The organism is Bradyrhizobium tunisiense (assembly GCF_042263385.1).
In the GTDB taxonomy this organism is placed as follows: Bacteria; Pseudomonadota; Alphaproteobacteria; order Rhizobiales; family Xanthobacteraceae; genus Bradyrhizobium; species Bradyrhizobium tunisiense.
Genome location: NZ_JBHLEV010000001.1, coordinates 247,739 through 271,852, shown reverse-complemented (window position 1 = coordinate 271,852; position 24,114 = coordinate 247,739). Strand labels below are relative to the sequence as shown.

25 protein-coding genes are annotated in these 24,114 nt (G+C 64.5%); 16 read left to right on the top strand and 9 right to left on the bottom strand.

The window, feature by feature from the left end; all coding sequences use genetic code 11:
• Positions 1 to 135: 135 nt before the first annotated feature.
• The 3 genes from ACFDR6_RS01275 to ACFDR6_RS01265 form a co-directional block, all read right to left on the bottom strand.
• A complete protein-coding gene (locus ACFDR6_RS01275; protein ID WP_317241161.1) occupies positions 136 to 591 on the bottom strand; it encodes a hypothetical protein in 456 nt (151 codons plus the stop codon).
• Positions 592 to 684: 93 nt separating this feature from the next.
• The gene (locus ACFDR6_RS01270) at positions 685 to 1,056 is read right to left on the bottom strand and encodes an ElaB/YgaM/YqjD family protein (protein WP_212087921.1); all 372 of its coding nucleotides are present in this window, start codon (positions 1,054 to 1,056) and stop codon (positions 685 to 687) included.
• A 78-nt stretch (positions 1,057 to 1,134) separates the two neighbouring features.
• On the bottom strand, positions 1,135 to 2,247 hold the full coding sequence (locus ACFDR6_RS01265) for an AI-2E family transporter (protein ID WP_375857119.1): 1,113 nt from the start codon (positions 2,245 to 2,247) through the stop codon (positions 1,135 to 1,137).
• A gap of 209 nt (positions 2,248 to 2,456) precedes the next feature.
• Here ACFDR6_RS01265 and ACFDR6_RS01260 point away from each other — a divergent pair, with 209 nt between their 5' ends.
• From ACFDR6_RS01260 to ACFDR6_RS01250, 3 genes are all read left to right on the top strand, one after another.
• Positions 2,457 to 3,230 carry a L,D-transpeptidase gene (locus tag ACFDR6_RS01260; protein ID WP_375857118.1) on the top strand — a complete coding sequence of 258 codons (774 nt, stop codon included), beginning with the start codon at positions 2,457 to 2,459 and terminating at the stop codon, positions 3,228 to 3,230.
• Positions 3,231 to 3,246: 16 nt separating this feature from the next.
• Positions 3,247 to 3,897: a DUF2865 domain-containing protein gene (locus ACFDR6_RS01255; RefSeq protein ID WP_375857117.1), complete on the top strand. Its 651-nt coding sequence runs from the start codon at positions 3,247 to 3,249 to the stop codon at positions 3,895 to 3,897.
• A 192-nt stretch (positions 3,898 to 4,089) separates the two neighbouring features.
• Positions 4,090 to 4,245, top strand: a complete 156-nt coding sequence (locus tag ACFDR6_RS01250) for a Thivi_2564 family membrane protein (RefSeq protein ID WP_008546817.1) — start codon at positions 4,090 to 4,092, stop codon at positions 4,243 to 4,245.
• A gap of 68 nt (positions 4,246 to 4,313) precedes the next feature.
• Here the strand turns inward: ACFDR6_RS01250 and ACFDR6_RS01245 are convergent, their stop codons facing one another.
• Positions 4,314 to 4,514 carry a CsbD family protein gene (locus ACFDR6_RS01245; protein ID WP_164718867.1) on the bottom strand — a complete coding sequence of 67 codons (201 nt, stop codon included), beginning with the start codon at positions 4,512 to 4,514 and terminating at the stop codon, positions 4,314 to 4,316.
• On the opposite strand from ACFDR6_RS01245, the gene ACFDR6_RS01240 reads away from it, so the two are divergent.
• A complete protein-coding gene (locus ACFDR6_RS01240; RefSeq protein WP_375857116.1) occupies positions 4,513 to 4,638 on the top strand; it encodes a hypothetical protein in 126 nt (41 codons plus the stop codon). The two genes, ACFDR6_RS01245 and ACFDR6_RS01240, sit on opposite strands and share 2 nt — an antisense overlap.
• Positions 4,639 to 4,644: 6 nt before the next feature.
• Here the strand turns inward: ACFDR6_RS01240 and ACFDR6_RS01235 are convergent, their stop codons facing one another.
• The 3 genes from ACFDR6_RS01235 to cysD all read right to left on the bottom strand — a co-directional run bounded on the left by ACFDR6_RS01235 (position 4,645) and on the right by cysD (position 9,876).
• Positions 4,645 to 6,810, bottom strand: coding sequence for a malate synthase G (locus ACFDR6_RS01235; protein ID WP_375857115.1), 2,166 nt, complete (start codon positions 6,808 to 6,810; stop codon positions 4,645 to 4,647).
• A gap of 312 nt (positions 6,811 to 7,122) precedes the next feature.
• On the bottom strand, positions 7,123 to 9,060 hold the full coding sequence (cysC, locus tag ACFDR6_RS01230) for an adenylyl-sulfate kinase (protein ID WP_375857114.1): 1,938 nt from the start codon (positions 9,058 to 9,060) through the stop codon (positions 7,123 to 7,125).
• Between the two features lie 21 nt (positions 9,061 to 9,081).
• Positions 9,082 to 9,876: a sulfate adenylyltransferase subunit CysD gene (gene cysD, locus ACFDR6_RS01225; protein WP_212089073.1), complete on the bottom strand. Its 795-nt coding sequence runs from the start codon at positions 9,874 to 9,876 to the stop codon at positions 9,082 to 9,084.
• A 244-nt stretch (positions 9,877 to 10,120) separates the two neighbouring features.
• On the opposite strand from cysD, the gene cysG reads away from it, so the two are divergent.
• The 12 genes from cysG (at position 10,121) to ACFDR6_RS01165 (ending at position 21,422) form a co-directional block, all read left to right on the top strand.
• A complete protein-coding gene (cysG, locus tag ACFDR6_RS01220; RefSeq protein ID WP_375857113.1) occupies positions 10,121 to 11,542 on the top strand; it encodes a siroheme synthase CysG in 1,422 nt (473 codons plus the stop codon).
• The gene (locus ACFDR6_RS01215; RefSeq protein ID WP_135166566.1) at positions 11,539 to 11,856 is read left to right on the top strand and encodes a DUF2849 domain-containing protein; all 318 of its coding nucleotides are present in this window, start codon (positions 11,539 to 11,541) and stop codon (positions 11,854 to 11,856) included. The genes cysG and ACFDR6_RS01215 overlap by 4 nt, the downstream gene beginning before the upstream one ends.
• An 11-nt stretch (positions 11,857 to 11,867) precedes the next feature.
• Positions 11,868 to 13,523, top strand: coding sequence for a nitrite/sulfite reductase (locus ACFDR6_RS01210; protein ID WP_375857112.1), 1,656 nt, complete (start codon positions 11,868 to 11,870; stop codon positions 13,521 to 13,523).
• A complete protein-coding gene (locus ACFDR6_RS01205; RefSeq protein ID WP_375857111.1) occupies positions 13,510 to 14,025 on the top strand; it encodes a DUF934 domain-containing protein in 516 nt (171 codons plus the stop codon). Before ACFDR6_RS01210 ends, ACFDR6_RS01205 begins: the two co-directional genes overlap by 14 nt.
• The gene (locus ACFDR6_RS01200; RefSeq protein ID WP_375857110.1) at positions 14,022 to 14,747 is read left to right on the top strand and encodes a phosphoadenylyl-sulfate reductase; all 726 of its coding nucleotides are present in this window, start codon (positions 14,022 to 14,024) and stop codon (positions 14,745 to 14,747) included. The genes ACFDR6_RS01205 and ACFDR6_RS01200 overlap by 4 nt, the downstream gene beginning before the upstream one ends.
• A 112-nt stretch (positions 14,748 to 14,859) precedes the next feature.
• The gene (locus tag ACFDR6_RS01195; protein ID WP_375857109.1) at positions 14,860 to 15,861 is read left to right on the top strand and encodes a sulfate ABC transporter substrate-binding protein; all 1,002 of its coding nucleotides are present in this window, start codon (positions 14,860 to 14,862) and stop codon (positions 15,859 to 15,861) included.
• Between the two features lie 37 nt (positions 15,862 to 15,898).
• On the top strand, positions 15,899 to 16,735 hold the full coding sequence (gene cysT / locus ACFDR6_RS01190) for a sulfate ABC transporter permease subunit CysT (RefSeq protein ID WP_212087943.1): 837 nt from the start codon (positions 15,899 to 15,901) through the stop codon (positions 16,733 to 16,735).
• Positions 16,736 to 16,745: 10 nt separating this feature from the next.
• Positions 16,746 to 17,651 (top strand): sulfate ABC transporter permease subunit CysW, encoded by a 906-nt coding sequence (cysW, locus tag ACFDR6_RS01185; protein WP_212087945.1) that lies wholly within the window; start codon positions 16,746 to 16,748, stop codon positions 17,649 to 17,651.
• The gene (locus ACFDR6_RS01180; RefSeq protein WP_212087947.1) at positions 17,641 to 18,675 is read left to right on the top strand and encodes a sulfate/molybdate ABC transporter ATP-binding protein; all 1,035 of its coding nucleotides are present in this window, start codon (positions 17,641 to 17,643) and stop codon (positions 18,673 to 18,675) included. The genes cysW and ACFDR6_RS01180 overlap by 11 nt, the downstream gene beginning before the upstream one ends.
• 199 nt (positions 18,676 to 18,874) lie before the next feature.
• Positions 18,875 to 19,378 (top strand): CAP domain-containing protein, encoded by a 504-nt coding sequence (locus ACFDR6_RS01175; RefSeq protein ID WP_375857108.1) that lies wholly within the window; start codon positions 18,875 to 18,877, stop codon positions 19,376 to 19,378.
• A 78-nt stretch (positions 19,379 to 19,456) separates the two neighbouring features.
• Positions 19,457 to 20,641, top strand: coding sequence for a DUF3734 domain-containing protein (locus ACFDR6_RS01170; RefSeq protein WP_212087951.1), 1,185 nt, complete (start codon positions 19,457 to 19,459; stop codon positions 20,639 to 20,641).
• Positions 20,634 to 21,422, top strand: coding sequence for a 3-hydroxybutyrate dehydrogenase (locus ACFDR6_RS01165; protein WP_212087953.1), 789 nt, complete (start codon positions 20,634 to 20,636; stop codon positions 21,420 to 21,422). Before ACFDR6_RS01170 ends, ACFDR6_RS01165 begins: the two co-directional genes overlap by 8 nt.
• 123 nt (positions 21,423 to 21,545) lie before the next feature.
• Here the strand turns inward: ACFDR6_RS01165 and ACFDR6_RS01160 are convergent, their stop codons facing one another.
• Entirely contained in the window at positions 21,546 to 22,370 is an 825-nt protein-coding gene (locus ACFDR6_RS01160) for a sulfite exporter TauE/SafE family protein (RefSeq protein WP_317241152.1), read from the bottom strand.
• Positions 22,371 to 22,568: 198 nt separating this feature from the next.
• The gene (locus ACFDR6_RS01155; protein WP_375857107.1) at positions 22,569 to 23,936 is read right to left on the bottom strand and encodes a lipopolysaccharide biosynthesis protein; all 1,368 of its coding nucleotides are present in this window, start codon (positions 23,934 to 23,936) and stop codon (positions 22,569 to 22,571) included.
• Between the last annotated feature and the right edge of the window lie 178 nt (positions 23,937 to 24,114).

Genomic DNA, 24,114 nt, shown 5'->3' with positions numbered 1-24,114 from the left:
ATGCTTTTACCGGCAACCGCCTGCCCATCCGAGTAGCGTTTGCGTGAGCGGGGGCATTCCCGCCGCATGGCGACAAATTGAGCGGCGCCGTCTGCATGCAATAATTGTAACGAAATTTCTAACCCGATCGGACCGTTACTCGGCCGGTTCGGCCGATACCTCGTCGGACACGCCGGCGCGGCTCGCCATGATGCCGAGGGCGACGCCGCCGATCGCCAGGATCGGCAGCAGCCGCTTGACGCCGATGGCACGAACGATCTGGAGCCCGGTGGCGAGCAGCATAGGATCCGCGAGCATGCTTTGCGCCGCCGACTTCGCGGCCCGCTCGGCCGCGATCTGGGCTTGCTTGCGCAGCTCCCGCTTGTAGACCCAGTAGCTCACCGCTGCGGCCACGGTCAGGAGAAAGAAGACGCCAGCACCCGCGAGGCAGGCTTGCACCGGACCATACTTGTTGAGCACCGAGATGAACGCCGCCGCGCACAGGAAGCAGGTGGTGATGAACAGCGCGAACGCCGCGCCCGCGGCCAGGGAGGTCAGCCGCACAGTCGTGCCGGTGGACGCACTGATCCCGTCGATGATGCGCTGAAACATGGCCTTGCTCCTCAAATCCCCACAAGCCGAATCGTCCACAGGCCGCCATCGGCGGCGCGGTAGCGCCGCCGTCTCAATATCCGTTTGCGCTGCCTACCGGCGCCAGGCGGCGCCGATCAGGAAGCCGATGCCGAGCGCGAGCCCGACGGTCGCGAGCGGGCGCTGCGTGATCGCGTCTTCGAGCGTCTCTTCGATCGATCCGTAGGCCTCCTGGGCCGCGCCCATCATTGCGCTGCCGCGCTCCGACATGTCGTCCATCGCGGAGTCCACGTTCTCGCGGGCCTGGCGATAGCCTCGGCGGGCCTGTTTGCTGGTGGAATTGGCGAAGGTATTGAGCGCGTCGGTAATCTGGTCGGTGAGGGCGGCGATATCGCTTTTCACGGCTGCTACATCCTTCTCGAGGCGTTCTCTGGTGGCTTTGTCGGTCCAGTCTCTCATCCCGGCTTCGGCATTGGGCATGGACATCAGGAGCTCCGCACTGTTGACGGCTGAGATAGCCGGAGAACGTTTCGTCGTCGGGGAAGTTCCGATCGCGGAAACCGGTCAGTCCTGCGGCAGCTGCGGCGCATCCGCCGGCAACAGATGCTCCTTGAGGATCAGCGCGACGATCAGCAGCGGCGACGACAGGAAGGCGCCCATCGGGCCCCACATCCAGGTCCAGAATGCCAGCGCAAGCAGGACCGCAAGTGCGTTCAGCGCCAGCCGCCGGCCGATGATGGTCGGGGTGATGAAGTGTCCTTCCAGGAAGGTGAGGCCGCCGAAGGCGAGCGCCGCCATGAGGCCGCCGCTGATGGTCGGGAAGGCGACCAGCCCCACCACGACCAGCACCACGAACATTGCGATGGGCCCGATGATCGGGATGAAATTGAGCGTTGCCGCCAGCGCGCCGAGCCCCGCCGGATTGGGCATGCCGGTGAGCGCGCAGATGATCCCGGTGGCGACGCCGACGCCGACATTGATGATGGTGACGGTCAACAGGTAATTGCCGAGATGGACCTCGATCTCGTTGAGGATCCGGAGCGTACGCAGCCGCGCCTCATGATCGCTGAAAGTCATGATCACCGCCCGCCGCAGGTCGCGCCAGCTTGCGATGAACAGGATGAGGGTGACGAAGAACAGCAGGAATTCGGTAAAGGTCGGCGACAGGTATTCCAGCGTGGGCTGCACCCACTCCACCTTCGGCATGTGAATGCTGGGAAACCCCTCGGAGCCGCCGACCATGCCTTGCAGCTCACGCCAAAGCGCCAGCGGCCGATCGAACACGTGCAGCTTGTCTTTCAACTGCGCGCCGAGTTCCGGCAGGCGCGTGCTCCATTCCATGGCGGGAGCAGCGATCAGTGCGACAATGAAGGCAACGACGGCGGTCACCGCGATCACGATCAGGGCGGCGCCGAGCCCGCGCGGCACCTTGCATCGCTCGAGGAAATTCGCAGCCGGCGACAGCATCGTACCGGTGACGAAGGCCATCACCACGGGCAGGAAGAACGCCCTCCCGAGATAGAGCACGGCGACGACGGCAATCAGGAGCAAGCCAGCGAGCGCGAAGGCGACAAATTCGGTGCGGCGGATGACCGGCGGTAGCTCGGTATGTCTCTCGGGGAGCGGCTCGCCTTCGCCGTTGCCCGGAATCAGACGTTCACTGGGAAGGACGCGCACAATCTCTCTCCCGCACGGAAGCCTCGATCCGCGCGCCCATTGACTGATTGACAATGCGTGAGCATCGGGTCGGTTCCATCGCGGCTTCGTGAACACGCGCTCGCTTGACTGTGACAAGGCTGCCGCGCACCGCGCCGGAACTTGGATCGCATCTGCGGAGTTCACTGGGACGCGCATCACCCTGATGCACACATCCAACGGGGCAGCACATGACAAAGTTCTCTGCAATCCGTCGCAGCTTTTCGCCGCGCGCCGTCGCCGCATTCGCCTTCGCAGCTGCTCTGGCCGCGGTGCCCTTCGGCGGCGCGAGCGGGCAAACCCTCGGTTATGTGCCGATGCAGCCGCAAGCGTACCCGCAGGACCAGGATTATTCGCAGGGCTACGTGGACGAGGCGCCGCAGGCGGCTGACGAGGATACCCAGCTGCCCGATCGCCTGCGCAGGCAGATCGTCGGCTTCGACCGCAGCGAGCCGGCCGGCACCATCGTGATCGACACCAACAATACCTATCTCTACTACGTGCTCGGCAACGGCCGTGCGATCCGTTATGGCGTCGGCGTCGGCCGCGAAGGCTTTACCTGGTCCGGCGTGCAGAGCGTCAGCCGCAAGGCGGAGTGGCCGGACTGGCATCCGCCGGTCGAGATGATCGCGCGTCAGCCCTATCTGCCGCGGTTCGTCGCCGGCGGTCCCGGCAACCCGCTCGGCGCTCGTGCGATGTATCTCGGCTCCAGCGCGTACCGCATCCACGGCACCAACGATCCCTCTACCATCGGCAAGTTCGTATCCTCCGGCTGTATCCGCATGACCAATGAGGACGTCATCGACCTGTTCGGCCGCGTCAATGTCGGTGCCAAGGTCGTGGTGCTGCCGAAGAACGCGCCGTTGATGGCCAAGGGCGGCGACACCATGCGCAAGCGCCCGGTGGTGACGGCGATGCCCCCGGGGCGGCAGGCGCTGAATATATCGGCGTCGTCCGTGAACTAGGCTTCAGTGAGGTCACATGAGTAAACGCTCGATCCGCAAACTGGCCCCTGGTACGACGGCAATGCTCGCCGTTGCTCTCTCCGGACTTGCGCTGACGTCGCCGGCACAAGCGCAAGATTTCTTCTCGGCGCTGTTCGGCGCGTTTGGGGGCCGACCTCCGCAAATCCGGGCGCCGTTTCCCCATGACGACATGCCGCGTTACGATGTGCCGCGCCAACGGGCCGCCTATGGCGGGGGCACAGCCTACTGCGTGCGTAGCTGCGATGGCCGCTACTTCCCGGCGCAAGGCAACGACGCCGAGAGCAAGGTGCAATCCTGCAAGAGCTTCTGTCCGGCTTCCGAAACCTCGCTGGTCTATGGCAGCAATATCGACGACGCCACCACGGACAGCGGAAAATCCTATTCCAGCCTGCCGAACGCCTTCCGCTATCGCAACGAGATCGTCGCGGGCTGCACCTGCAACGGCAAGGATCCGGCCGGGCTGGCATCGGTCAAGGTCGAGGACGATCCTACCTTACGCAAGGGTGATATCGTCGCCGGCGCCGACGGCCTCGTGGTCGCCAGCCGCAATGCCAACGAGCGCGGTGGTGTCGCGATGAACTTCTCGCCGCTGCCGGACTCGGTGCGCGCCAAATTCCGCCAGGTGCCGGTGGTGGCGAAGGAGTAGGGTGGCGTTAGCTGCATTGCCGCGCTAGCCCGCGTTCGCGGCGCCCCGGAGCCTGAATTCCGGCCGACGTCGCCTGCAGCCAGTCGGACAAGTGCATATTCGCGAGACATTGCAGCGGGTTGCAGTGATGGAACCAGGACCCGAGACGCGCGTTAGAGCAGCGGTCGCAATTTGCCTGAAGGGGGTCTCGCGATGCTGGTGGGTGTACTCGTCACTTTTCTTGTCGTCATTCTCGTCCTTTATCTCATCAACATGTTGCCGATGGACGGCCGCGCCAAACAGATCGCGCGCGTGATCGTCATCATCATCGGTATCGTCTCGTTGCTGAAATATCTCGCGGTGTTCTAGCGGAGGCGCTTGTCGCTGTGCCGAACCAAAAAGCCCCGGCGTGAGCCGGGGCTTGGTTTGTACCTGCTTCAATGCAGCGATTTCAGCCAGTCGTCGACGTCCTGGCGAACCTGGTCCTTGGCTTTGCCGTAGCGTTCCTGGAGCCGGCCCTCGAGCTGCTCGCGGCGTCCCTCGATCAAGCTGAGGTCGTCGTCGGTGAGCTTGCCCCATTTCTCCTTGGCCGAGCCCTTGAACTGCTTCCAGTTTCCTTCGATCCGATTCCAGTCCATGACCATCTCCCGTTGGTTGATGGCCGAACAACGCGAGGCGCGCGCGGCCGTTCCGATGCGCGACGCGACGTTTCGTCCAACAAAAAAGCCCCGGCGGGTGCCGGGGCTTTTGCCATTCGAGTGACTGAACCTAACCGTCGGCCTTGGCTTCGCGGCGGCGCGCGGTGAGGATATATTCGGTGTAGCCGTTCGGCTGCTCTCGCCCCTTGAAGATGAGGTCGCAAGCGGCCTTGAAAGCGACGCCGTCGAAGGCGGGCGCCATGGGCTTGTAGATGGCATCGGCGGCGTTCTGCTTGTCGACGACGACCGCCATGCGCTTGAGCGATTCCATCACCTGAGCTTCGGTGATCACGCCCTGGTGCAGCCAGTTGGCGAGATGCTGGCTGGAGATGCGCAACGTCGCGCGGTCTTCCATCAGGCCGACGTCGTGGATGTCGGGCACCTTGGAGCAGCCGACGCCCTGGTCGATCCAGCGCACGACATAGCCGAGGATGCCCTGGCAGTTGTTGTCGATCTCCTGCTTGACGTCGTCGGGGGCCCAGTTCGACTTCGACACCGGAATGGTGAGGATGTCGGACAGCTTGGCGCGGGGGCCGCCCTTGGTCAGTTCCTCCTGGCGCGCGATGACGTTGATCTGGTGGTAGTGCAGCGCGTGCAGCGTCGCGGCGGTCGGCGAGGGCACCCAGGCGGTGGTGGCGCCGGCCTGCGGATGGCCAAGCTTCTGCGCCAGCATGTCCGCCATCTTGTCGGGCGCGGCCCACATGCCCTTGCCGATCTGGGCATGGCCGGGCAGGCCACAGGTCAGGCCCATGTCGACGTTCCAGTCCTCATAGGCCTTGATCCAGGCCTGCGCCTTCATCTCGTTCTTGCGGATCATGGGGCCGGCTTCCATCGAGGTGTGGATCTCGTCGCCGGTGCGGTCGAGGAAGCCGGTGTTGATGAACATGATGCGCTTGGAGGCGCGCTGGATGCAGGCCTTGAGGTTCACGGTGGTACGCCGCTCCTCGTCCATGATGCCGACCTTGAGCGTATTCTCGGGCAGCGACAGCATCTTCTCGACCCGGTCGAAGATCTCGCAGGTCAGCGACACCTCGTCCGGGCCGTGCATCTTCGGCTTGACGATATAGGCAGAGCCGGTGCGGCTGTTCTTGACCTTGGAATTGCCCTTGAGGTCGTGAATGGCGAGCAGGCCGGACACGGCGGCGTCGAGCAGGCCCTCCGGAATCTCCTCGCCCTTCTCGTCCAGCACGGCGTCGGTGAACATGTGGTGACCGCAATTGCGCATCAGCAGCAGGCTGCGGCCATGCAGCTTGAGCTCGCCCTTGCCGTCTGGCGTCTTGTAGCTGCGGTCGGCATTGAGCGAGCGCGTCAGCGTCTTGCCGCCCTTCTCGAAATCGGCCGACAGCGTGCCGTTCATGAGGCCCAGCGTGTTGCGGTAGACCAGCACCTTGTCCTCGGCATCGACCGCGGCGACCGAGTCCTCCATGTCGAGGATGGTCGAGACCGCAGACTCCATGATCATGTCGGCGACGCCGGCCGGATCGTCCTTGCCGATCGCGCTGCTGCGGTCGACCTTCACTTCGACATGCAGGCCGTTGTTGACGAGCAGCACCGCGGATGGCGCCGCCGCATCGCCCTGGAAGCCGGCGAACTGCGCGGCGTTCTTCAATGCGGTGGCGTTGCCGCTCTTCAGCTTCACCGCGAGCTGACCCGCGACGACGCTGTAGGCCGTGACGTCGGTGTGGCTGCCGGTCGCGAGCGGCACGGCGGTATCGAGGAACGCCTTGGCCTTGGCGATCACCTTGTCGCCGCGCGCCTTGTTGTAGCCCTTGCCGCTCTCGGCAGCGTCGTGGGGGATCGCGTCGGTGCCGTAGAAGGCGTCATAGAGCGAGCCCCAGCGCGCATTCGCCGCGTTGAGCGCGTAACGCGCGTTGGTGAGGGGCACGACGAGCTGCGGGCCGCAGATCTTGCCGATCTCCTCGTCGACATTGGCGGTCTCGACCTTCTGCGTCGCAGGCTCAGGGACGAGATAGCCGATCTCCTTCAGGAAGGCGGTATAGGCGTCGAGGTCGAATGCCTTGCCTTTGTTGGCACGGTGCCAGTCGTCGATCTTGGCCTGCAGCGTGTCGCGGAATGCCAGCAGCGACCGGTTCTTCGGCCCCAGCTCCTTGATGATGGCGGCAAGCCCGGCCCAGAACGCATCCGGCGCGATCCCCGTTTTCGGGGCAGCTTCCTTGGCGATGAAATCGAACAGGACGGGAGCGATCTTCAATCCGTGGGCGTCGACGCGTTTCATGATGGGCTTTCTTGTTGGAAATGGCTGTTTTTGGCTGCTTTTGACCCGTCAGCAGCAAAATGCGCCCATAGAGAGCGACTTTCGGGGCCTTATTAGCCCCAAAAAAGGGGCGGTGAGAAGACCTCAAAGGTCTGTCAAAATGTCAAGGAGGTGACGGCCCAGCATACCACTGGCATTCCCCGCGAAAGCGGGGAATCCAGTACGCCGCAGCCTTTCCGTATCCCAATGCTGTCTCTGGAATACTGGGTCGCCCCGGTCCCAGTGCGCAATTGCGCACAAGGCCGGGCGACGACAGCGGGGATTAGGACGCACTCAAATATTCGCGGCGAGGTCCACGACTTCGTCGAACAGCACGCCCGTGGTCTTCAGCATCAGCTCGATCTCGTCGGCGGCCTCGGCGACCGTCCGCTTCGATGTGTCGATCACGAGCTCGGCGGACTCAGGCTGCTCGTAGTCGTTGCCGATGCCGGTGAAGGAAGCCAGCGCGCCGGCTCTCGCCTTTTTATAATGACCCTTGGGGTCGCGCTCCTCGCACACCTCGGCCGGTGTCGCGACGTGGATCTCGCGGAACGCGGTGTCGGCGATGCGGCGCGCGGTCGCGCGATCCTCGCGGGCCGGCGAGACCGCGGCGACGATGGCGATGTGGCCGTTACGCGCGAGATGCGTCGCAACTTCTGCGAGGCGGCGGATGTTCTCGCTGCGATCGGCAGCGGAGAAACCGAGATCGCTATTGAGCCCGGCGCGCAGCGTGTCGCCGTCGAGCAGGATCGGCGAGCCGCCATTGGTGAACAGCCGCCGCTCCAGCGCCTTGGCCAGCGTCGACTTGCCGGAGGCGGGCAGGCCGGTCAGCCAGACCACGGCACCGTTGTGGCGGTAGCGCGCGGAGCGTTCATCGGGACGCAGCGCCGATTCCACCGGCACGATGTCGACGGGCACGGCGCGCTGGCCCGCATCAACCGACAGCACCAGGCCGCCGCCGGCAATGCGTCCGGACACTTCGATCACGAGGCGGCCGGTGCGCGGATTCTCGGTATAGGGATCGGTGGCAATCGGATTCGAAAGAGAAATATCGATCTCGCCGACATGATTGCGGCCGATCGCCTTGTTCTCGCTGCTCGACAATTCGCCGGGATCGACCGCCTTCTCGATGGCGACCACAGTGGCGCGGCTTTCCTTCGGCCCGCAGCGCACCAGGAGCTGGTCGCCCTTGGCGAGCGGCTTGTCGTGCAGCCAGAAGATGCGCGCGCGCAGCCGGCGCGTCTCGCGCGGGGCGGTGCCGGCATGCGCGACGATGTCGCCGCGCTCGATGAACAATTCACGGTCGAGTGTGATCCCGACGGAGCGGCCCGCGCCCTGCCGTCCCGCGACCGGCGTCGCCGGCCAGCTCTCGACCGACTTGATCTTGGCGATCTTGCCGGCCGGCATGATCACGATCTCGTCGCCGGCAACCAGGCTGCCGGATTCGATGCGGCCCGCCACGATGCGGCGATCGTCGAACTTGTAGATCGCCTGCACCGGCAGGCGCAGCGCCAGCGCTTCCAGCGGGCGCGCCGGCTCGAGCTGGTCCAGCGCCTCGACCACCGTCGGTCCCTTGTACCAGCCGATCCGGTCGGTACGCTCGGCGACGCCGTCGCCGTCGCGGGCGGAAATCGGAATCACGGCCGTGGGCTTCACGCCGAGACCATTGAGATGAGCCGTGATCTCATCGCTGATTTCCCTGAAGCGATCGGCGGAGAAGTCGACGCGGTCCATCTTGTTGACGACGATCGCGACCTGCTTCACGCCGAGCAGATGCAGGAGATAGCCGTGCCGCCTGGTCTGGTCACGCACGCCTTCGAGCGCGTCGATGATCAGCACCGCGCCGTCGGCCTGTGAGGCGCCGGTGATCATGTTGCGCAGGAATTCGGCATGGCCGGGCGCGTCGATCAGCACGATGTCGCGCGAATTGGTGCGGAAGCGGATCTGGGTGGTGTCGATGGTGATGCCCTGATCGCGCTCGGTCTGGAGCGCATCGAGCAGGAACGACCATTCGAACGGCATGCCGCGCCGCGCGCTGACCGCTTTCAGCATTTCCAGCTTGCCGTCGGGCAGGCTGCCGGTCTCGTGCAGCAGGCGGCCGACCAGCGTCGACTTGCCATGATCGACATGGCCGACGATGACGATGCGCACTTGCGGACGCGTCGTGCCATTTGGCATCGACGTGGTACCGGTCGGGGTGGCGGGCGAAGCGGGGGTGACGATCATATTCATAGCGCGCTCGCGTCCTCAGGATCAGAGATAGCCGGCGACGCGAAGGCGCTCGAAGGCGTCCTCGGTCTCGTGGTCCAGCGCGCGTCCGGCGCGCTCCGGCACCTTGGTCTGTTCGAGCTCGATCAGGATCTCGTCGATGCTCGACGCAGTCGAGACGACCGGGTTGGTGATGTCCTGATCGCCGAGCGAGCGGTAGCGCTTGCCGTTCTGCGACAGATAGAGCGGGATGATCGGGATGTTCTCGCGCTTGGTGTAGGCCCAGATGTCGGCCTCGGTCCAATGCAGGATCGGGTGGATGCGCAAGTGTGCCCCCTGCGGCGGCGAGGCGTTGAAATGGTCCCAGAACTCGGGCGGCTGGTCGCGCACGTCCCAATTGCCTTCGAGGCCTCGCGGCGAGAACACGCGCTCCTTGGCCCGCGTCGCCTCCTCGTCGCGGCGGATGCCGGCGATCAGGCCGTCAAAGCCGTATTTGGCGAGCGCCATCTTGAGGCCTTCGGTCTTGCGCGCGGCGGAACGCGCGGCCGGCGGCAGCGTTGGGTCGACGGCATCGATCGGCGGGCAGGGCTCGACGCGCAAATCGAGATCCCACTCTTTGCCGTAATGATCGCGGAACCGATACATCTCCGGAAACTTCTTGCCGGTATCGACATGAAGGGCGGGGAACGGCATCTTGCCGAAGAAGGCCTTCCGCGCCAGCCAGATCATGACGTTGGAGTCCTTGCCGAGCGACCACAGCAGGGCAATCTTCTTGAGGCGGGCGAAGGCCTCGCGGAAGATGTAGATGCTCTGCGCTTCGAGCTGGTCGAGATGGTCCATGCCCGGGGCAAGTTCGGCAGAAAATTCTTGCGCGCGCACGCGCTCGGCCAGCGCCGGGTTGGTCATTCGATCAGCAGCGGAATCGTTCTTGAGAAGATGCATCTCTGCCACTTTGCGTTTGAAGGCGAAAATTCTATAGTTGCAGCGCGGAAGAGAAGAAAAAATTTTCTCTTTGCGCCCTCGAAACGAGACATATATAGAAAATAATTCCAGTCAACCCCGTTTGTGGGGGAGCGAGTATCGTATGCGGTTCTTGCCGGTGTTTCTCGATCTCAAGGCCGGTCCGGTGGTCCTCATCGGCGCGGGCGAGCTTTTGCGCGCCAAGCTGCGCGTGCTCGCCGCCGCCGGCGCGCGCGTCCGCGTGCATGCGATCGACGGCAATCGGGATTTTGGCCTCGGCTCCGACGACGCGCGCATCGAAATCGCAGCCGGTGACCCGCTGACCGCTGAGCTCTCGGGCGTCATTGCGATCGTCTGCGCAGGAGCAGGCGATGTCGGCATTGCGATGTCCGTTCGCGCCAAGGCGCTCGGCCTCCCCGTCAACGTCATGGACGATCTCGAGCATTCCAGCTTCATCTTTCCCGCGATCGTCGATCGCGGCGATGTCGTGGTCGCTGTCGGCACCGGCGGCACGTCTCCGGTGGTCGCGCGGCGCGTGCGCGAGAAGATCGAGGCGCTGCTTCCCGCGCGCATCGGCGAGCTGGCCGAGTTCATCGGCGGCTTTCGCAAGTCCATCAACGAGCGCATCGCCGAGTTTCCGCTGCGCCGCCGGTTCTGGGAGCGCGTCATCGACGGCTCGATCGGCGCCGCCGTGCTCTCAGGCCGTAGGTCCGAGGCGGAGGCCTCGCTCAAAGCTATCGCTGATCCCTCCGAATTCGCGCGCGCAGACAAGCCGGAAGGCTCGGTTGCGCTGGTCGGCGCCGGACCTGGCGATCCCGACCTCCTCACCATCAAGGCGCTGCGTGCGTTGCAGGACGCGGACATCGTCTTCCATGACGAGCTGGTCTCGCCCGAGATTCTGGACCGCATCCGCCGCGACACCACGCGCGTTGCCGTCGGACGCCGCGTCGGCAAGCCCGGCATCGGCCAGGACGCCATCAACAAGCGCATGATCGAGGCCGCGCAATCCGGCCAGCGCGTGGTGCGGCTGAAGGGCGGCGATCCCTTCGTGTTTGGCCGTGGCGGCGAAGAGGTGGAAGCGCTGCGCGCCGCCGGCATCGCCTATTCGATCATTCCCGGTATCACCGCAGGGCTCGGCGGCGCCGCCGATTTCGAGGTGCCGCTCACCTATCGTCACGAAGCGACCCGCATCACCTTCCTCACCGCGCACAAGGCGCGCGATGCGGAAGTCGTGGACTGGTCGACGCTGACCGACACCAAGATGACCGTCGTGGTCTACATGGGCATGACCGCGGCGCCCGCGATACGCGCCGGCCTGTTCGCCGCCGGCCGCTCGCCGGAGACGCCGGTCGGCGTGTTCGCCCGCGTCACGCGTCCCGATGCGCAGGGCGCGATCGGCACGCTGCGCGATCTGCCCGAACTGGTGCGGCGGACCCAAGGCGGTCCTGCCATCCTCATCATCGGCGAGGTGGTCCGGCATGCCGGCCCGCTTAGCCGCCACACCCCAAAGCAAATCATCTCTGACCTCCTGGATGCAGCCGAATGACCTCCCCGCTTGAACAGAAGAAGATCAAGATCGCCGGCCCCTCGATCGTAACCGCCAACCGGACCTGGGACGGCATCGTCGTGTATCGCACCGCCGCCAAGAGCTGGTCTGCGGACCTGTCGGAAGCTGCGATCGTGCGCAACTCCGACGAGGCCAAGGCGTTGCTTGCTGAGTCCGTCGCCGACGACGTCGGCGCGATCGGGCCCTATATCGCCCCGGTGCAGGTCGGCGCGGACGGCAAGATCGAACCCGGCAATCTGCGCGAGCAGATCCGCCGCACCGGCGTGACCATCGGACAGTCGGCCCAGGCTTAAGGCACCTTCCTATGTACGCTTACGACGAAATCGACCGCACGCTCGTCAACGAGCGCGTCTCGGAGTTCCGCGACCAGGTGAAGCGGCGCCTCTCCGGCGAGCTCACCGAGGACGAGTTCAAGATCCTGCGCCTGCAGAACGGCGTCTATCTGCAACTGCACGCGTATATGTTCCGCGTCGCGATCCCCTACGGTACGCTGGCGACGGACCAGTTGCGGGCGCTTGCCCATGTCGCGCGCAAATACGACCGCGGCTACGGCCACTTCACCACGCGGCAGAACATTCAGTTCAACTGGATCAAGCTCGCCGAGCTGCCGGACGCGCTGGAGGATCTCGCCAAGGTCGGCATCCATGCGATGCAGACCTCCGGCAACAACATGCGCAATGTCACCTCGGACCAGTGGGCCGGCGTTGCGCCGGGCGAGATCGAGGATCCTCGCATCTGGTCGGAGCTGATCCGCCAGCACACCACGCTGCATCCGGAATTCTCGTTCCTGCCGCGCAAGTTCAAGATCGCGATCACCGCATCGGACCATGATCGCGCTGCGATCAAGATCCACGACATCGGCCTGAGGCTGATCAAGAACGAGAAGGGCGAGACCGGCTTCGAAGTGCTGGTCGGCGGCGGTCTCGGCCGTACGCCGTTCATCGCCAAGACCATCAAGCACTTCGTGCACGGCCGCGACATCCTCAGCTATATCGAGGCGATCCTGCGCGTCTACAATCAGTACGGCCGGCGCGACAACATCTACAAGGCGCGCATCAAGATCCTGGTGCACGAGCTCGGCATCGAGAAATTCTCCCGCGAGGTCGAGGAGGAGTGGCAGAATATCCGCAATTCCTCGCTCCAGATCGACGACGAGGTGATCGAGGACATCCGTTCGCGCTTCACCTATCCTTCTTACGAGAAACTGCCGCACATGCCGGATGAGCTGCGGCAGGCCGCGGCCGATCCGGATTTCGAGGCGTGGCGCAAGAACTCGGTGGCTCCGCACAAGGTACAGGGCTATTCCATCGTCACGATCTCGCTGAAGCCGATCGGAGCCCCTCCGGGCGATGCCACCGCCGAGCAGATGGATGCGCTGGCCGATCTCGCCGACAAATATTCCTTCGGAGAGATCCGCGTCGGCCATGAGCAGAACCTGGCGCTGCCGCATGTCGCCAAGCGCGACCTGCCGGCGCTGTGGAAGGCGCTCGACAAGCTCGGGCTCGCGACGCCGAACGTCAATCTGATCACCGACATCATCGCCTGCCCCGGGCTCGACTACTGTTCGCTGGCGAATGCGCGCTCGATCCCGATCGCGCAGGAGCTGACGCGGCGCTTTGCCAATCACGAGCTTGCGAACCTGATCGGCCGGCTCCACATCAACATCTCCGGCTGCATCAACGCATGCGGCCATCACCATGTCGGCCATATCGGCATTCTCGGCGTCGAGAAGAACGGCGAGGAGGTCTACCAGATCACCATCGGCGGCCGTGCCGACGAGAACGCTGCGCTCGGAACCCTGATCGGGCCCGGCGTCAAATTCGACGAAGTCGCCGATGTCATCGAGGACGTCGTGGAAGCCTATCTGGCGCTGCGCGAGCGGCCCGAAGAGCTGTTCATGGACACGGTGAAGCGTCTCGGCGTCGAACCCTTCAAGGAGCGCGTCTATGCCACTCGTTAACGGCGGAAAGATCGCCGACGACAGCTTCGTGAAGCTGGCCGTCGATACGCCGCTGCCCGAGGGCGGCGACATCCTGGTGCCGGCCGAGCGGTTCCTCGGCGAGGCGGATGCGTTGGTCAAGCGCGCCGGCAAGGTCGGCGTAATCTGGCCGAACAGTCGCGATATCGCCGAGCTCGTGCCGTTTCTCGGCAAGATCGCGGTCGTCGCGCTGGTGTTTCCGACTTTCCGCGACGGCCGTGCCTACAGCCAGGCCCGCCTGCTGCGCGAGCGCTATAACTACCGCGGCGAATTGCGCGCCACCGGTCAGGTGCTGCGCGACCAGTTCGTGTTCATGCTGCGCGCCGGCTTCGATGCCTTCGAGGTCAAGAAGCAGGCCGATGCGGAAGCCTTCATGCAGACTGCCAAGCGCTATTCAGTGTTCTACCAGCCGACCGGTGACGGCCGCATCACGGCGCTGCACCGGCGCATGCAGCTGCGCCACTCCGAAGGAATCGGCACGTGAACGCGATCGCTCCTCGGATATCCTCCGTGTCCGCGCTACCTTCGGCGGATGAGCTCGATCGCGCTCTGCGCGATGCCTCGCCCGCGGAGGTCATCGCCGCGGCCCTGAAGACGGTCGGGCGCGACAAGCTCGCGCTGGTGTCATCCTTCGGCACGGAATCGGCGACGCTGCTCAAGGTCATGGCGGATGTCGATCCGGCGATCCCGGTGATCTTCCTCGACACCGGCTGGTTGTTCGAGGAGACGCTCGCCTATCGCGACACGCTGATCGCCACGCTGGGCCTGAAGGACGTCCGTTCGATCAAGCCGGCCGACGAAGCGCTGTCGCGCGAGGATCCCGATCGCGACCTCTGGTTCTCCGATCCCGACGCCTGCTGCCGCATTCGCAAGGTGGAACCGCTGGCGCGTGCGCTGAAGCCGTTCTCGGCCTGGATCAACGGCCGCAAGCGCTTTCAGGGCAATACACGCGCCGACATTCCGGTCGTCGAAGAGGATGGCGCCCGGTTGAAGTTCAACCCCTTCGCCAACGTCTCGCGCGAGGAACTCGAGGCGATCTTTGTCCGCGCTGAATTGCCGCGGCATCCTCTGGTTGTGTCAGGATTCTTGTCGGTCGGTTGTATGCCTTGCACGAGCAGAACGGCCGAAGGTGAGGATTCTCGAGCCGGACGCTGGCGCGGACGGGCCAAGACAGAATGCGGCATTCACACGATGAAGGCTTCGTAGCACGCTTGCGCTGCCACGCTGCGAACAAGAAAATCTGGTTCCGTTGACTTGAGCGCCTTTCGCCCTGAGTTATGCCCGCGTGCCATCGACGACGCCGATGTCGTCGAGGTGAATGGAGATGGACATGATGCGCCGCATCGTCCTGCTCGCCGCAGGACTGTTCTGGGCAAGCTCGGCTCTCGCTGCTGAAATCAACCTGTTGAACGTGTCGTACGATCCGACGCGTGAGCTCTATGCCGAGTTCAACAAGGCGTTTGCAAATGCCTATCAGAAGGAGACCGGCAAGAGCGTCGAGATCAAGCAGTCGCATGGCGGCAGCGGCTCGCAGGCGCGCGCGGTGATCGACGGGTTGCAGGCCGATGTGGTGACCCTCGCGCTCGCCTATGACGTCGACGCCATCGCTGCCAAGGGCCTCACCACGGCCGATTGGCAGAAGCGGCTGCCGCAGAATTCGTCACCCTACACCTCGACCATCGTCTTCCTGGTGCGCAAGGGCAATCCCAAGGCCATCAAGGACTGGGACGATCTGGTCAAGCCTGGTGTCGCCGTGATCACGCCGAACCCGAAGACGTCGGGCGGGGCGCGCTGGAATTATCTGGCGGCCTGGGGCTTTGCGCAGAAGAAGTACGGCTCGGCCGACAAGGCCAGGGATTTCATCGGAAAACTCTACCAGCAGGTGCCGGTGCTCGACACCGGCGCGCGCGGCGCCACCGTCACCTTCGTCGAGCGCGGTGTCGGCGACGTGCTGCTGGCCTGGGAGAACGAGGCGTTCCTCGCGCTGAAGGAGTTCGGCGCGAACAAGTTCGAGATCGTGGCGCCGCCGCAGTCGATCCTCGCCGAGCCGCCGGTCACCATCGTGGACAAGGTTGCCGACAAAAAGGGCACCCGCAACGCGGCTGACGCCTACCTGCGGTACTGGTACACCAAAGAGGGGCAGGAGATTGCTGCGCGCAATTTTTACCGCCCGCGCGATGCCGATATCGCAAAAAAATACGAAAACGCCTTCGCCAAGGTCGAACTATTCACGATCGACGACGTTTTCGGGGGTTGGACCAAGGCGCAGAAGGAACATTTTGCCGACGGAGGCGTCTTTGACCGGATCTACAAGAACTGATCGAGCGCCGTCTTAAGGGCTTTAGCAGGGGGGCCTGGTGAGCGCACTCGCAGCAAGACGTCGGACATTGCCGGGCTTCGGTCTCACCATGGGACTGACGCTGTCATGGCTGTCCGTCATCATCCTGATTCCGCTCGCCGGGCTGTTCCTGAAATCGCTCGAGCTCAGCCCCGAGCAGTTCTGGAATATCCTCACCAGCCGCCGCACCCTGAATGCCTTGCGCGTGTCCTTTGGCCTTGCCTTCGCGGCGGCCTGCGTCAATCTCGTGATGGGCAGCATCATCGTCTGGGCGCTCGTGCGGTACCGCTTCCCCGGCCGGCGGCTGTTCGATGCCATCGTCGATGTGCCGTTCGCGCTGCCGACGGCGGTCGCCGGCGTGGCGCTGACCGCGCTGTTCGCCGAGAAGGGCTGGCTGGGCGCGCCGCTGGCCGCGGCCGGCATCAAGGTGGCGTTTACGCCGGTCGGTATCTTCGTCGCCATGATCTTCATCGGTATTCCCTTCGTGGTGCGCACGGTGCAGCCGGTGCTGCAGGATCTCGATCCCGAGATCGAGGAGGCCGCGGGCAGCCTGGGGGCCAGCCGTTGGCAGACCATCATCCGCGTGATCCTGCCCTCGCTGGCACCGGCGCTGCTGACCGGGCTCGCGCTCGCCTTCGCGCGCGCGGTCGGTGAATACGGCTCGGTGATCTTCATCGCAGGAAATCTGCCCAACGTGTCCGAGATCGCCCCGCTGTTGATCGTGATCCGCCTGTCCGAATTCCGCTACGCCGACGCGACCGCGATCGCGGTGGTCATGCTCGTCGTTTCCTTCGTGATCATCTTCGCGGTCAACCGGCTCCAGCGCTGGGCGCAGAGCCGGATGCCGGCGCATTGAGGGGCGGACCATGACGATGCAAATCGCAGATTCAGTTTCGCTACCTTCGCCCGATGCGCGTGCGCGCGCCGCCGCGGCGCGCGACAGTCTTCGTACCGAGTCGCCTGCGGTGCGCATCGTCATCATCACACTGGCGGTCCTGTTTCTCTCCGTCTTCGTCGTGCTGCCGCTTGTCCTGGTGTTCGCGCAGGCGTTTTCGAAGGGGATCCTCGCCTATTTTGCCGCGCTCGCCGAGCCCGAAGCGCTGGCGGCGATCAAGCTGACGCTGCTGGTTGCGGCGATTTCGGTCGGCCTCAATCTCGTTTTCGGCCTCGTCGCCGCCTGGGCGATTGCCAAATTCGAATTCCCGGGCAAGTCTTTCCTGATCACCCTGATCGACCTGCCGTTCTCGGTGAGCCCGGTGATCTCGGGCCTCGTCTTCGTGCTGCTGTTCGGCGCGCAGGGCTATTTCGGCAGCTGGCTCAGCGGTCATGACATCCAGATCCTGTTCGCGGTGCCCGGCATCGCGCTTGCCACCACCTTCGTGACCTTCCCCTTCGTGGCGCGCGCTCTGATCCCCCTGATGCAGGAGCAGGGCACGCAGGAGGAGGAGGCCGCGATCTCGCTCGGCGCCTCGGGCCTGCAAACGTTCTTCCGCGTCACGCTGCCCAACATCAAGTGGGGCGTGCTCTACGGCGTCCTGCTCTGCAACGCGCGCGCGATGGGTGAGTTCGGCGCGGTCTCCGTCGTCTCGGGCCACATCCGCGGCGAGACAAATACGATGCCGCTGCTGGTCGAGATCCTGTACAACGAATACCAGTTCGTCGCCGCCTTCGCGATCGCCTCGCTGCTGGCGATGCTGGCGCTGATCACGCTGATCGCGAAAACCATTCTCGAACGTCACCTCGACGAAGGATACGACGCAAGTGACCATTGAAGTCAGAAATCTCGTCAAGAAATTCGGAGGCTTTGCGGCCCTCGACGGCGTGGACCTCAAGGTCAATGACGGCGAGCTGCTCGCGCTGCTCGGCCCCTCCGGCTCCGGCAAGACCACGCTGCTGCGGATCATCGCAGGCCTCGACTGGCCCGATGCCGGCGAGGTCTTCTTCAACGGCGAGGACGCGCTGGCACAGGGCGCGCGCGAGCGGCATGTCGGCTTCGTGTTCCAGCATTACGCGCTGTTCCGCCACATGACGGTGTTCGAGAACGTCGCCTTCGGGCTGCGCGTGCAGCCGCGCGCGATACGGAAAGACGAGGCCACAATCCGTGCGCGGGTGAAAGAGCTGCTCGATCTCGTGCAGCTCGACTGGCTCGCCGATCGTTATCCGAGCCAGCTGTCCGGCGGCCAGCGCCAGCGCATCGCACTCGCCCGCGCGCTGGCGATCGAGCCGCGCATCCTGCTGCTCGACGAGCCGTTCGGTGCGCTCGATGCCAAGGTGCGGAAAGAGTTGCGAAGGTGGCTACGCTCGCTGCATCACGAGATCCACGTCACCTCGATCTTCGTTACCCACGATCAGGAGGAAGCGCTGGAAGTCGCCAACCGCGTCGTAGTGATGGACAAGGGCCGGATCGAGCAGATCGGCTCGCCCGACGACGTCTATGAAAGGCCGGCAAGCGCGTTCGTCCACGGGTTCATCGGCGAATCCATCGAGCTGCCGGTTCAGGTCGAAGGCGGCGTCGTCAGGCTCGGCGACCGGCCGCTGCGGCTGGCGGCGGATGGGCTTGCGTCTGGCGCGTCGAAACTGTTCGTGCGGCGACATGACATGTTGGTCGGCCCGCCCGGCAGCGGCGCCTTCGAGGGCGCCGTGCAGCATGTCCGCAATTTCGGTCCGGTGCAGCGGGCTGAGGTCGCATTGTCGGGCGGCCAGACGATCGAGATCGACGCGCCCCGCGGCAAGGAACTGCGCGCCGGCGACACCATCGGGCTCGAGCCCCGCCACTACCGGATTTTTGCGGGGTAAGCGACCGTCATGTCGGGGCGATGCGGAGCATCGAACCCGGAATCCCGGGATTGTGGCGCGAGACTCTCAGGGGCGCGATTGCGCACCATAGTTAAGCGCTTCGCGCTGCCCCGGAATGACACCGGTCAGATTTTCTTCAAAATTCACCTTTCAGCCACGGTTGGTATGCAACAACGGCCGCTCATTCGGGGGCACCTCCATGCGCGCTGCGGCCGCAATTCTCATCACTTTGCTGCTCGCCGGCTGTGCCGGCAACGAGGCACCGGTCCAGCAGCCGTCCATGTATGCCGATATGGCGGTCCCGGGCTCCAAGCTCGATGCGCAGGCGGCCGCGATCATGATCTCGCAATACCGCCAGAACAACGCCCTCGGCACCGTGGTCATCGACCCCGACCTGATGCGGCTTGCCGAATCCCAGTCCAATGCCATGGCCGCTGCCAACAAGATGGATCATGACGTCCGCGCGCCGCTGGCCAAGCGCCTGGCCGCCGGCGGCTATCCCGCAACCGTGGCGGTCGAGAACATCTCGGCCGGCTATCATACGCTGGCGGAAGCGTTTTCCGGCTGGCGTGACTCGCCTCCGCACCGCGCCAACATGCTCAAGGGCGGTGTCACAAAATTGGGCATCGCGGCGAGCTATGCTCCCGGCACCAAATACAAGGTGTTCTGGACCATGATCCTGGCCTCCACCGAGCCTCGATAAGCCAGACTTGATCCCGGCATGCATTGACGCCGCGGCGGTGTGTCGCCACGGTGGCGCGCCATTTGCTATTAATCCTCCATGACCGATCATAGCCCGGAATCCCCCAGCATCCCCGCGAATGCGCAACGCGTCCTGGTCCTGCAGGGCGGCGGCGCGCTTGGCTCCTACCAGGCCGGCGCCTATCAGGCGCTATGCGGCCACGGCTTCGAGCCGGAATGGGTCGCCGGCATCTCGATCGGCGCGGTCAATGCCGCCATCATCGCCGGCAATGAGGGCCCGACGCGCGTCAGGCGGCTCAAGGAATTCTGGGAAATGGTCTCCGCGCCGGTGCCGTGGAAGCCGCTCGGCAAGAGCGATCACAGCCGCGAGCTGTTCAACTCGACCAGCGCCGCGCTGATCGCCACTTTCGGGGTGCCCGGCTTCTTCGTTCCGCGCGTGCCGCCCGCGCCGTTCTGGCCGCCGGGGCATGCCGAGGCCGAGAGCTATTACGACACCGGACCGCTGAAGAAGACGCTGGAGCGTCTGGTCGATTTCGACCGCATCAACGACCTGAAGACGCGCCTGTCGGTTGGGGCGGTCGGCGTCACCTCCGGCAATTTCAGGTATTTCGACAGTTATGAGTTCAAGAAGCTCGGCAAGACCATCGGCCCCGAGCACATCATGGCCTCCGGCGCGCTGCCGCCCGGCTTTCCGTCCGTCATGATCGACGGCGAGCATTATTGGGACGGCGGCATCGCCTCCAACACCCCGCTCGACTATGTGCTCGATGCCGAGGTCGATCGCGATATGCTGATCTTCCAGGTCGACCTGTTTTCCGCGCGCGGCGATCTGCCCACGTCGCTGCTGGAAGCCGCCGAGCGCGAGAAGGACATCCGCTATTCCAGCCGCACGCGAATGAACACCGACAAGAACAAGCAGCTGCACAACGCCCGTAGGGCTGTGCGCGACCTGATCGGCAAATTGCCTGATTATCTCAAGAACGATCCTTCCGTCGAATTCCTCGCGAAGGTGTCGCGCGAAAGCACCGTCACCGTGGTGCATCTGATCTACCGCAGCAAGAACTACGAATCCTCGTCCAAGGATTACGACTTCTCGCACGTCGCCATGGTCGAGCATTGGGACGCCGGCGTGAACGACGTGCATCTGTCGATGCGCCACAGGGATTGGCTCGAGCGGCCGCAGTCCGGCGAGACCATGGTGACCTACGATCTCACGGGGGACGTCTCCGCATCCCCGGCAAAAAGGAGCGAATCAAATGGTTAGTCTGTCAGGCAAGAACGCCGTCGTGACCGGGTCCACCAGCGGCATCGGGCTCGCTTATGCGCGTGCCTTCGCCGCAGCCGGCGCCAACGTCGTCATCAACGGCTTCGGCTCGGCGGAGGACATCGAAAAGGAACGCGCGAAGATCGAGTCCGAATTCGGCGTCAAGGCGATCTATTCGCCTGCCGACATGACCAAGCCGGCCGAAATTGCCGGGATGATCGCGCTCGGCGAGAAGACCTTCGGCTCGGTCGATATCCTCGTCAACAATGCCGGCATCCAGTTCGTCTCGCCGATCGAGGAGTTTCCGCTCGAGAAGTGGGACCAGATCATCGCGATCAACCTGTCCTCGGCCTTCCATGCCATCCGCGCAGCCGTCCCCGGCATGAAGAAGAAGGGCTGGGGCCGCATCATCAACACGGCATCGGCGCACTCGCTGGTCGCCTCGCCCTTCAAGTCGGCCTATGTCTCGGCCAAGCACGGCATTGCCGGTCTCACCAAGACCGTGGCTCTGGAGGTCGCGACCCACAAGATCACCTGCAACTGCATCAGCCCCGGCTACGTCTGGACGCCGCTGGTCGAGAAGCAGATCCCCGATACGATGAAGGCGCGCAACCTGACGCGCGAGCAGGTCATCAACGACGTGCTGCTCGATGCGCAGCCGACCAAGGAGTTCGTCACCTCCGAGCAGGTCGCCGCGCTGGCGCTGTTCCTGTGCGGCGACGATGCCGCGCAGATAACCGGCACCAACCTCTCGATCGACGGCGGCTGGACCGCGGCGTAGGGCGCGGTGCTATGGGGTGGGCAAAGGCGCACTTGCGCCGTGCCCACCACCTGTCCGTGATTGGGAAAAGGGTGGGCACGCTTGCGCTTTGCCTACCCTGCGATTCCGGCGTTCGTTTCCCGCTCAATGTCCCCAGGCCAGCGCCGTCACAAAGGCGGACGACAAGTTCAGCTCGGCAAACAACATCTTGCCTGCGACCACGAACAGCACGCTGGCAAGCGTCAGGCGCAGCACCGTCTCGGGCACGCGTGTGGCGCTGAAGCTGCCGACGATGATGCCGGGCAGCGAACCCAGCAGCAGCACGCCCATCAGGGCCCAATCCACGTCACCGAGCGCCCAGTGTCCGATGCCGGCGACCAGCGTCAGGGGCACCGCATGGGCGATATCGGAGCCGACGATGGTCACCATGGGCAGGCGAGGGTAGAGCAGCAGCAGCACGGTCACGCCGACCGCACCGGCGCCGACCGACGAGATCGATACCAGCACGCCGAGCAGAATGCCGGTGACGACGGTCGCAATCGCGGTGGTGCGCTCGTCGACCCGTTCGAGCCGACCGCGATAACGCTCCATGATGGACTTGCGGAAGATCAGCGAGGTCGCGGTCAGCAGCAGCGCGAAGCACAGCACCAGATTGACCAGGCTCCGTTCGGAATCGCTTCTGAGGTCGAGCTTCCACAGCACCAGCAGCGTCAGCGCGCTCGCCGGAATGCTGCCGCAGGCAAGCCGCAGCACCGCCGGCCAGTGCACGCTGCGCGACCAGCCGTGCACCACGCTGCCGCCGGTCTTGGTGGCTGCGGCATAGAGCAGGTCGGTTCCGACCGCTGTGGAGGGGTGGACGCCGAACAGCAGGATCAAGAGCGGCGTCATCAACGAGCCGCCGCCCACGCCGGTCATCCCGACAAGCAGGCCGACGCCGAAGCCGGAGGCGACGTAAAGTGGATCGAACATGTCAGGGAAATCTTAGGTTGATCTCGTTGACTGGGCAATATGGCGTAGAATAAAGTTCCCCCAATGCGCAACTGCTTGGGCGGAATAAGAAATATTTTGCTTTAGGTTCAATAAGGGGAGGCGGTTTGCCTCGTTTGCTTGGGCGCTCTGACAAAGCCGTTCCCCTGGAAAGCAGCGGGCACGGCGAGCGCGCGGCGCCTATTTGCCGAAAGCCAGCACGTGCAGTCCGAGCCGTTGCCGTACGATCCAGAACAAGAGGACGGTCTCGAATGTGAGGGAGATCGAGGTTGCGGCCGCGGCTCCGTGGCCGCCGTAGCGCGGCACCAGCGCGATGCAGAGCACGAGGTTCATCACGAAGGCCAGCGCATAAGCGAGCGCGCAGATCTTCTGCTGACCGAGCATGTTGAGCAGCCGCTCGACCGGCCCGATCGCAGAGCGCACCACCAGGCCAATCGCGGCGACGAACATGATGTCGTAGCCGATCGTGAATTGCGGCCCGAACAGCCAGAGCAACGGCTTGCCGAGCGCGAGCAGCACGATCGTCGCCGCCAGCGACGGCCAGAACGTCCAGCTGATCGCATGCGCGACATAGGCCGATAGCCGTGCCTTGTCGCCGCTTGCGTTGTATTCGGCGAAGCGATGCGCCGTCGTCGCGGACATCGCGTAGTGGATGAAGGAGACCAGCGCCAGCGTCTTCACGACAGCGAAATAGACGCCGACCTCTTCGGAGGGGCGAAATTGCTGCAGCACCAGCACGTCGGTGTAGGACAGCAGCAGGTAGAAGCTCTCGACCAGCAGGATCGGCAGCGAGACGGCGAGCCAGCCGCCGATGTCGTAGGTCTTGGGGCCGGGCTCGATGTGGTCGGCGAGCTTGCGGTTCAGCACCACCATCTGCCCCGTCATCGCGATCCACACCGCGCCGGCGCTCGCGGCCATCGCGGCGACTGCGCCGAGATGGTAGCCGAGCAGGAAGGCGGCGCCCGTGATGCCGATGATCAGCGCCTGGCGGATGATGAATTGCGGCATCAGGCCGAGCTGCATCCAGTCATGCGAGCGCGCGATGCCGTCCTGGGTGTTGGCAACGACGAAGGCCGGCAGCGTCATGCAGCCGATATAGAGCGGCAGTATTTCGGCCGGGTCGATCCAGGGCGACAGCAGCCTGACGGTGCCGGCAAGGGCGAGCGAGACCAGCGTGGAGACGGCAAAGGTCAGCCAGCGGCTGCCGGAGAGAAAGCCGCGCAGCAACGCCTGCTCGCCGCTGCTGCGATACTCGGGAATGATTTTCTGCGCCGAGGCGGAGATGCCGAAATCCATCATGCTGCCGAGCAGCAGCACCCAGGTCCAGACATAGACATAGACGCCGTAATCGGAGGTGCCCATCCAGCGGGCGAGCAGCACCTGCGAGACATAGGCGAGCCCGGCGCTGATCACGCGGATGATGAAGATGGTGCCGGCAAGCCGCCGCGTCAGCGAGGCCTCGCTCGGGCCGCCCGTCAGCTTGGCCCGCAGCCTTGCGAACAGCCCGGCGGGTCCGGTCGTTGCGGGTTCTGCATCCATCACGGCCAATTCGAACGGTCCCTCAGGTCGCTAGGCATGCTGTGGCAGGTGAGGGATTAGCAACCATTCGTTAAGATTGGGTTGGGTGGGCGTCCCATCCCGGCACGGTGATTGGATTGGCGGTGCAATACGATCGTGATCCAGTCGCGCTCCGTTGCTCACTGCGCAACCAGGCCGCGACTATTGC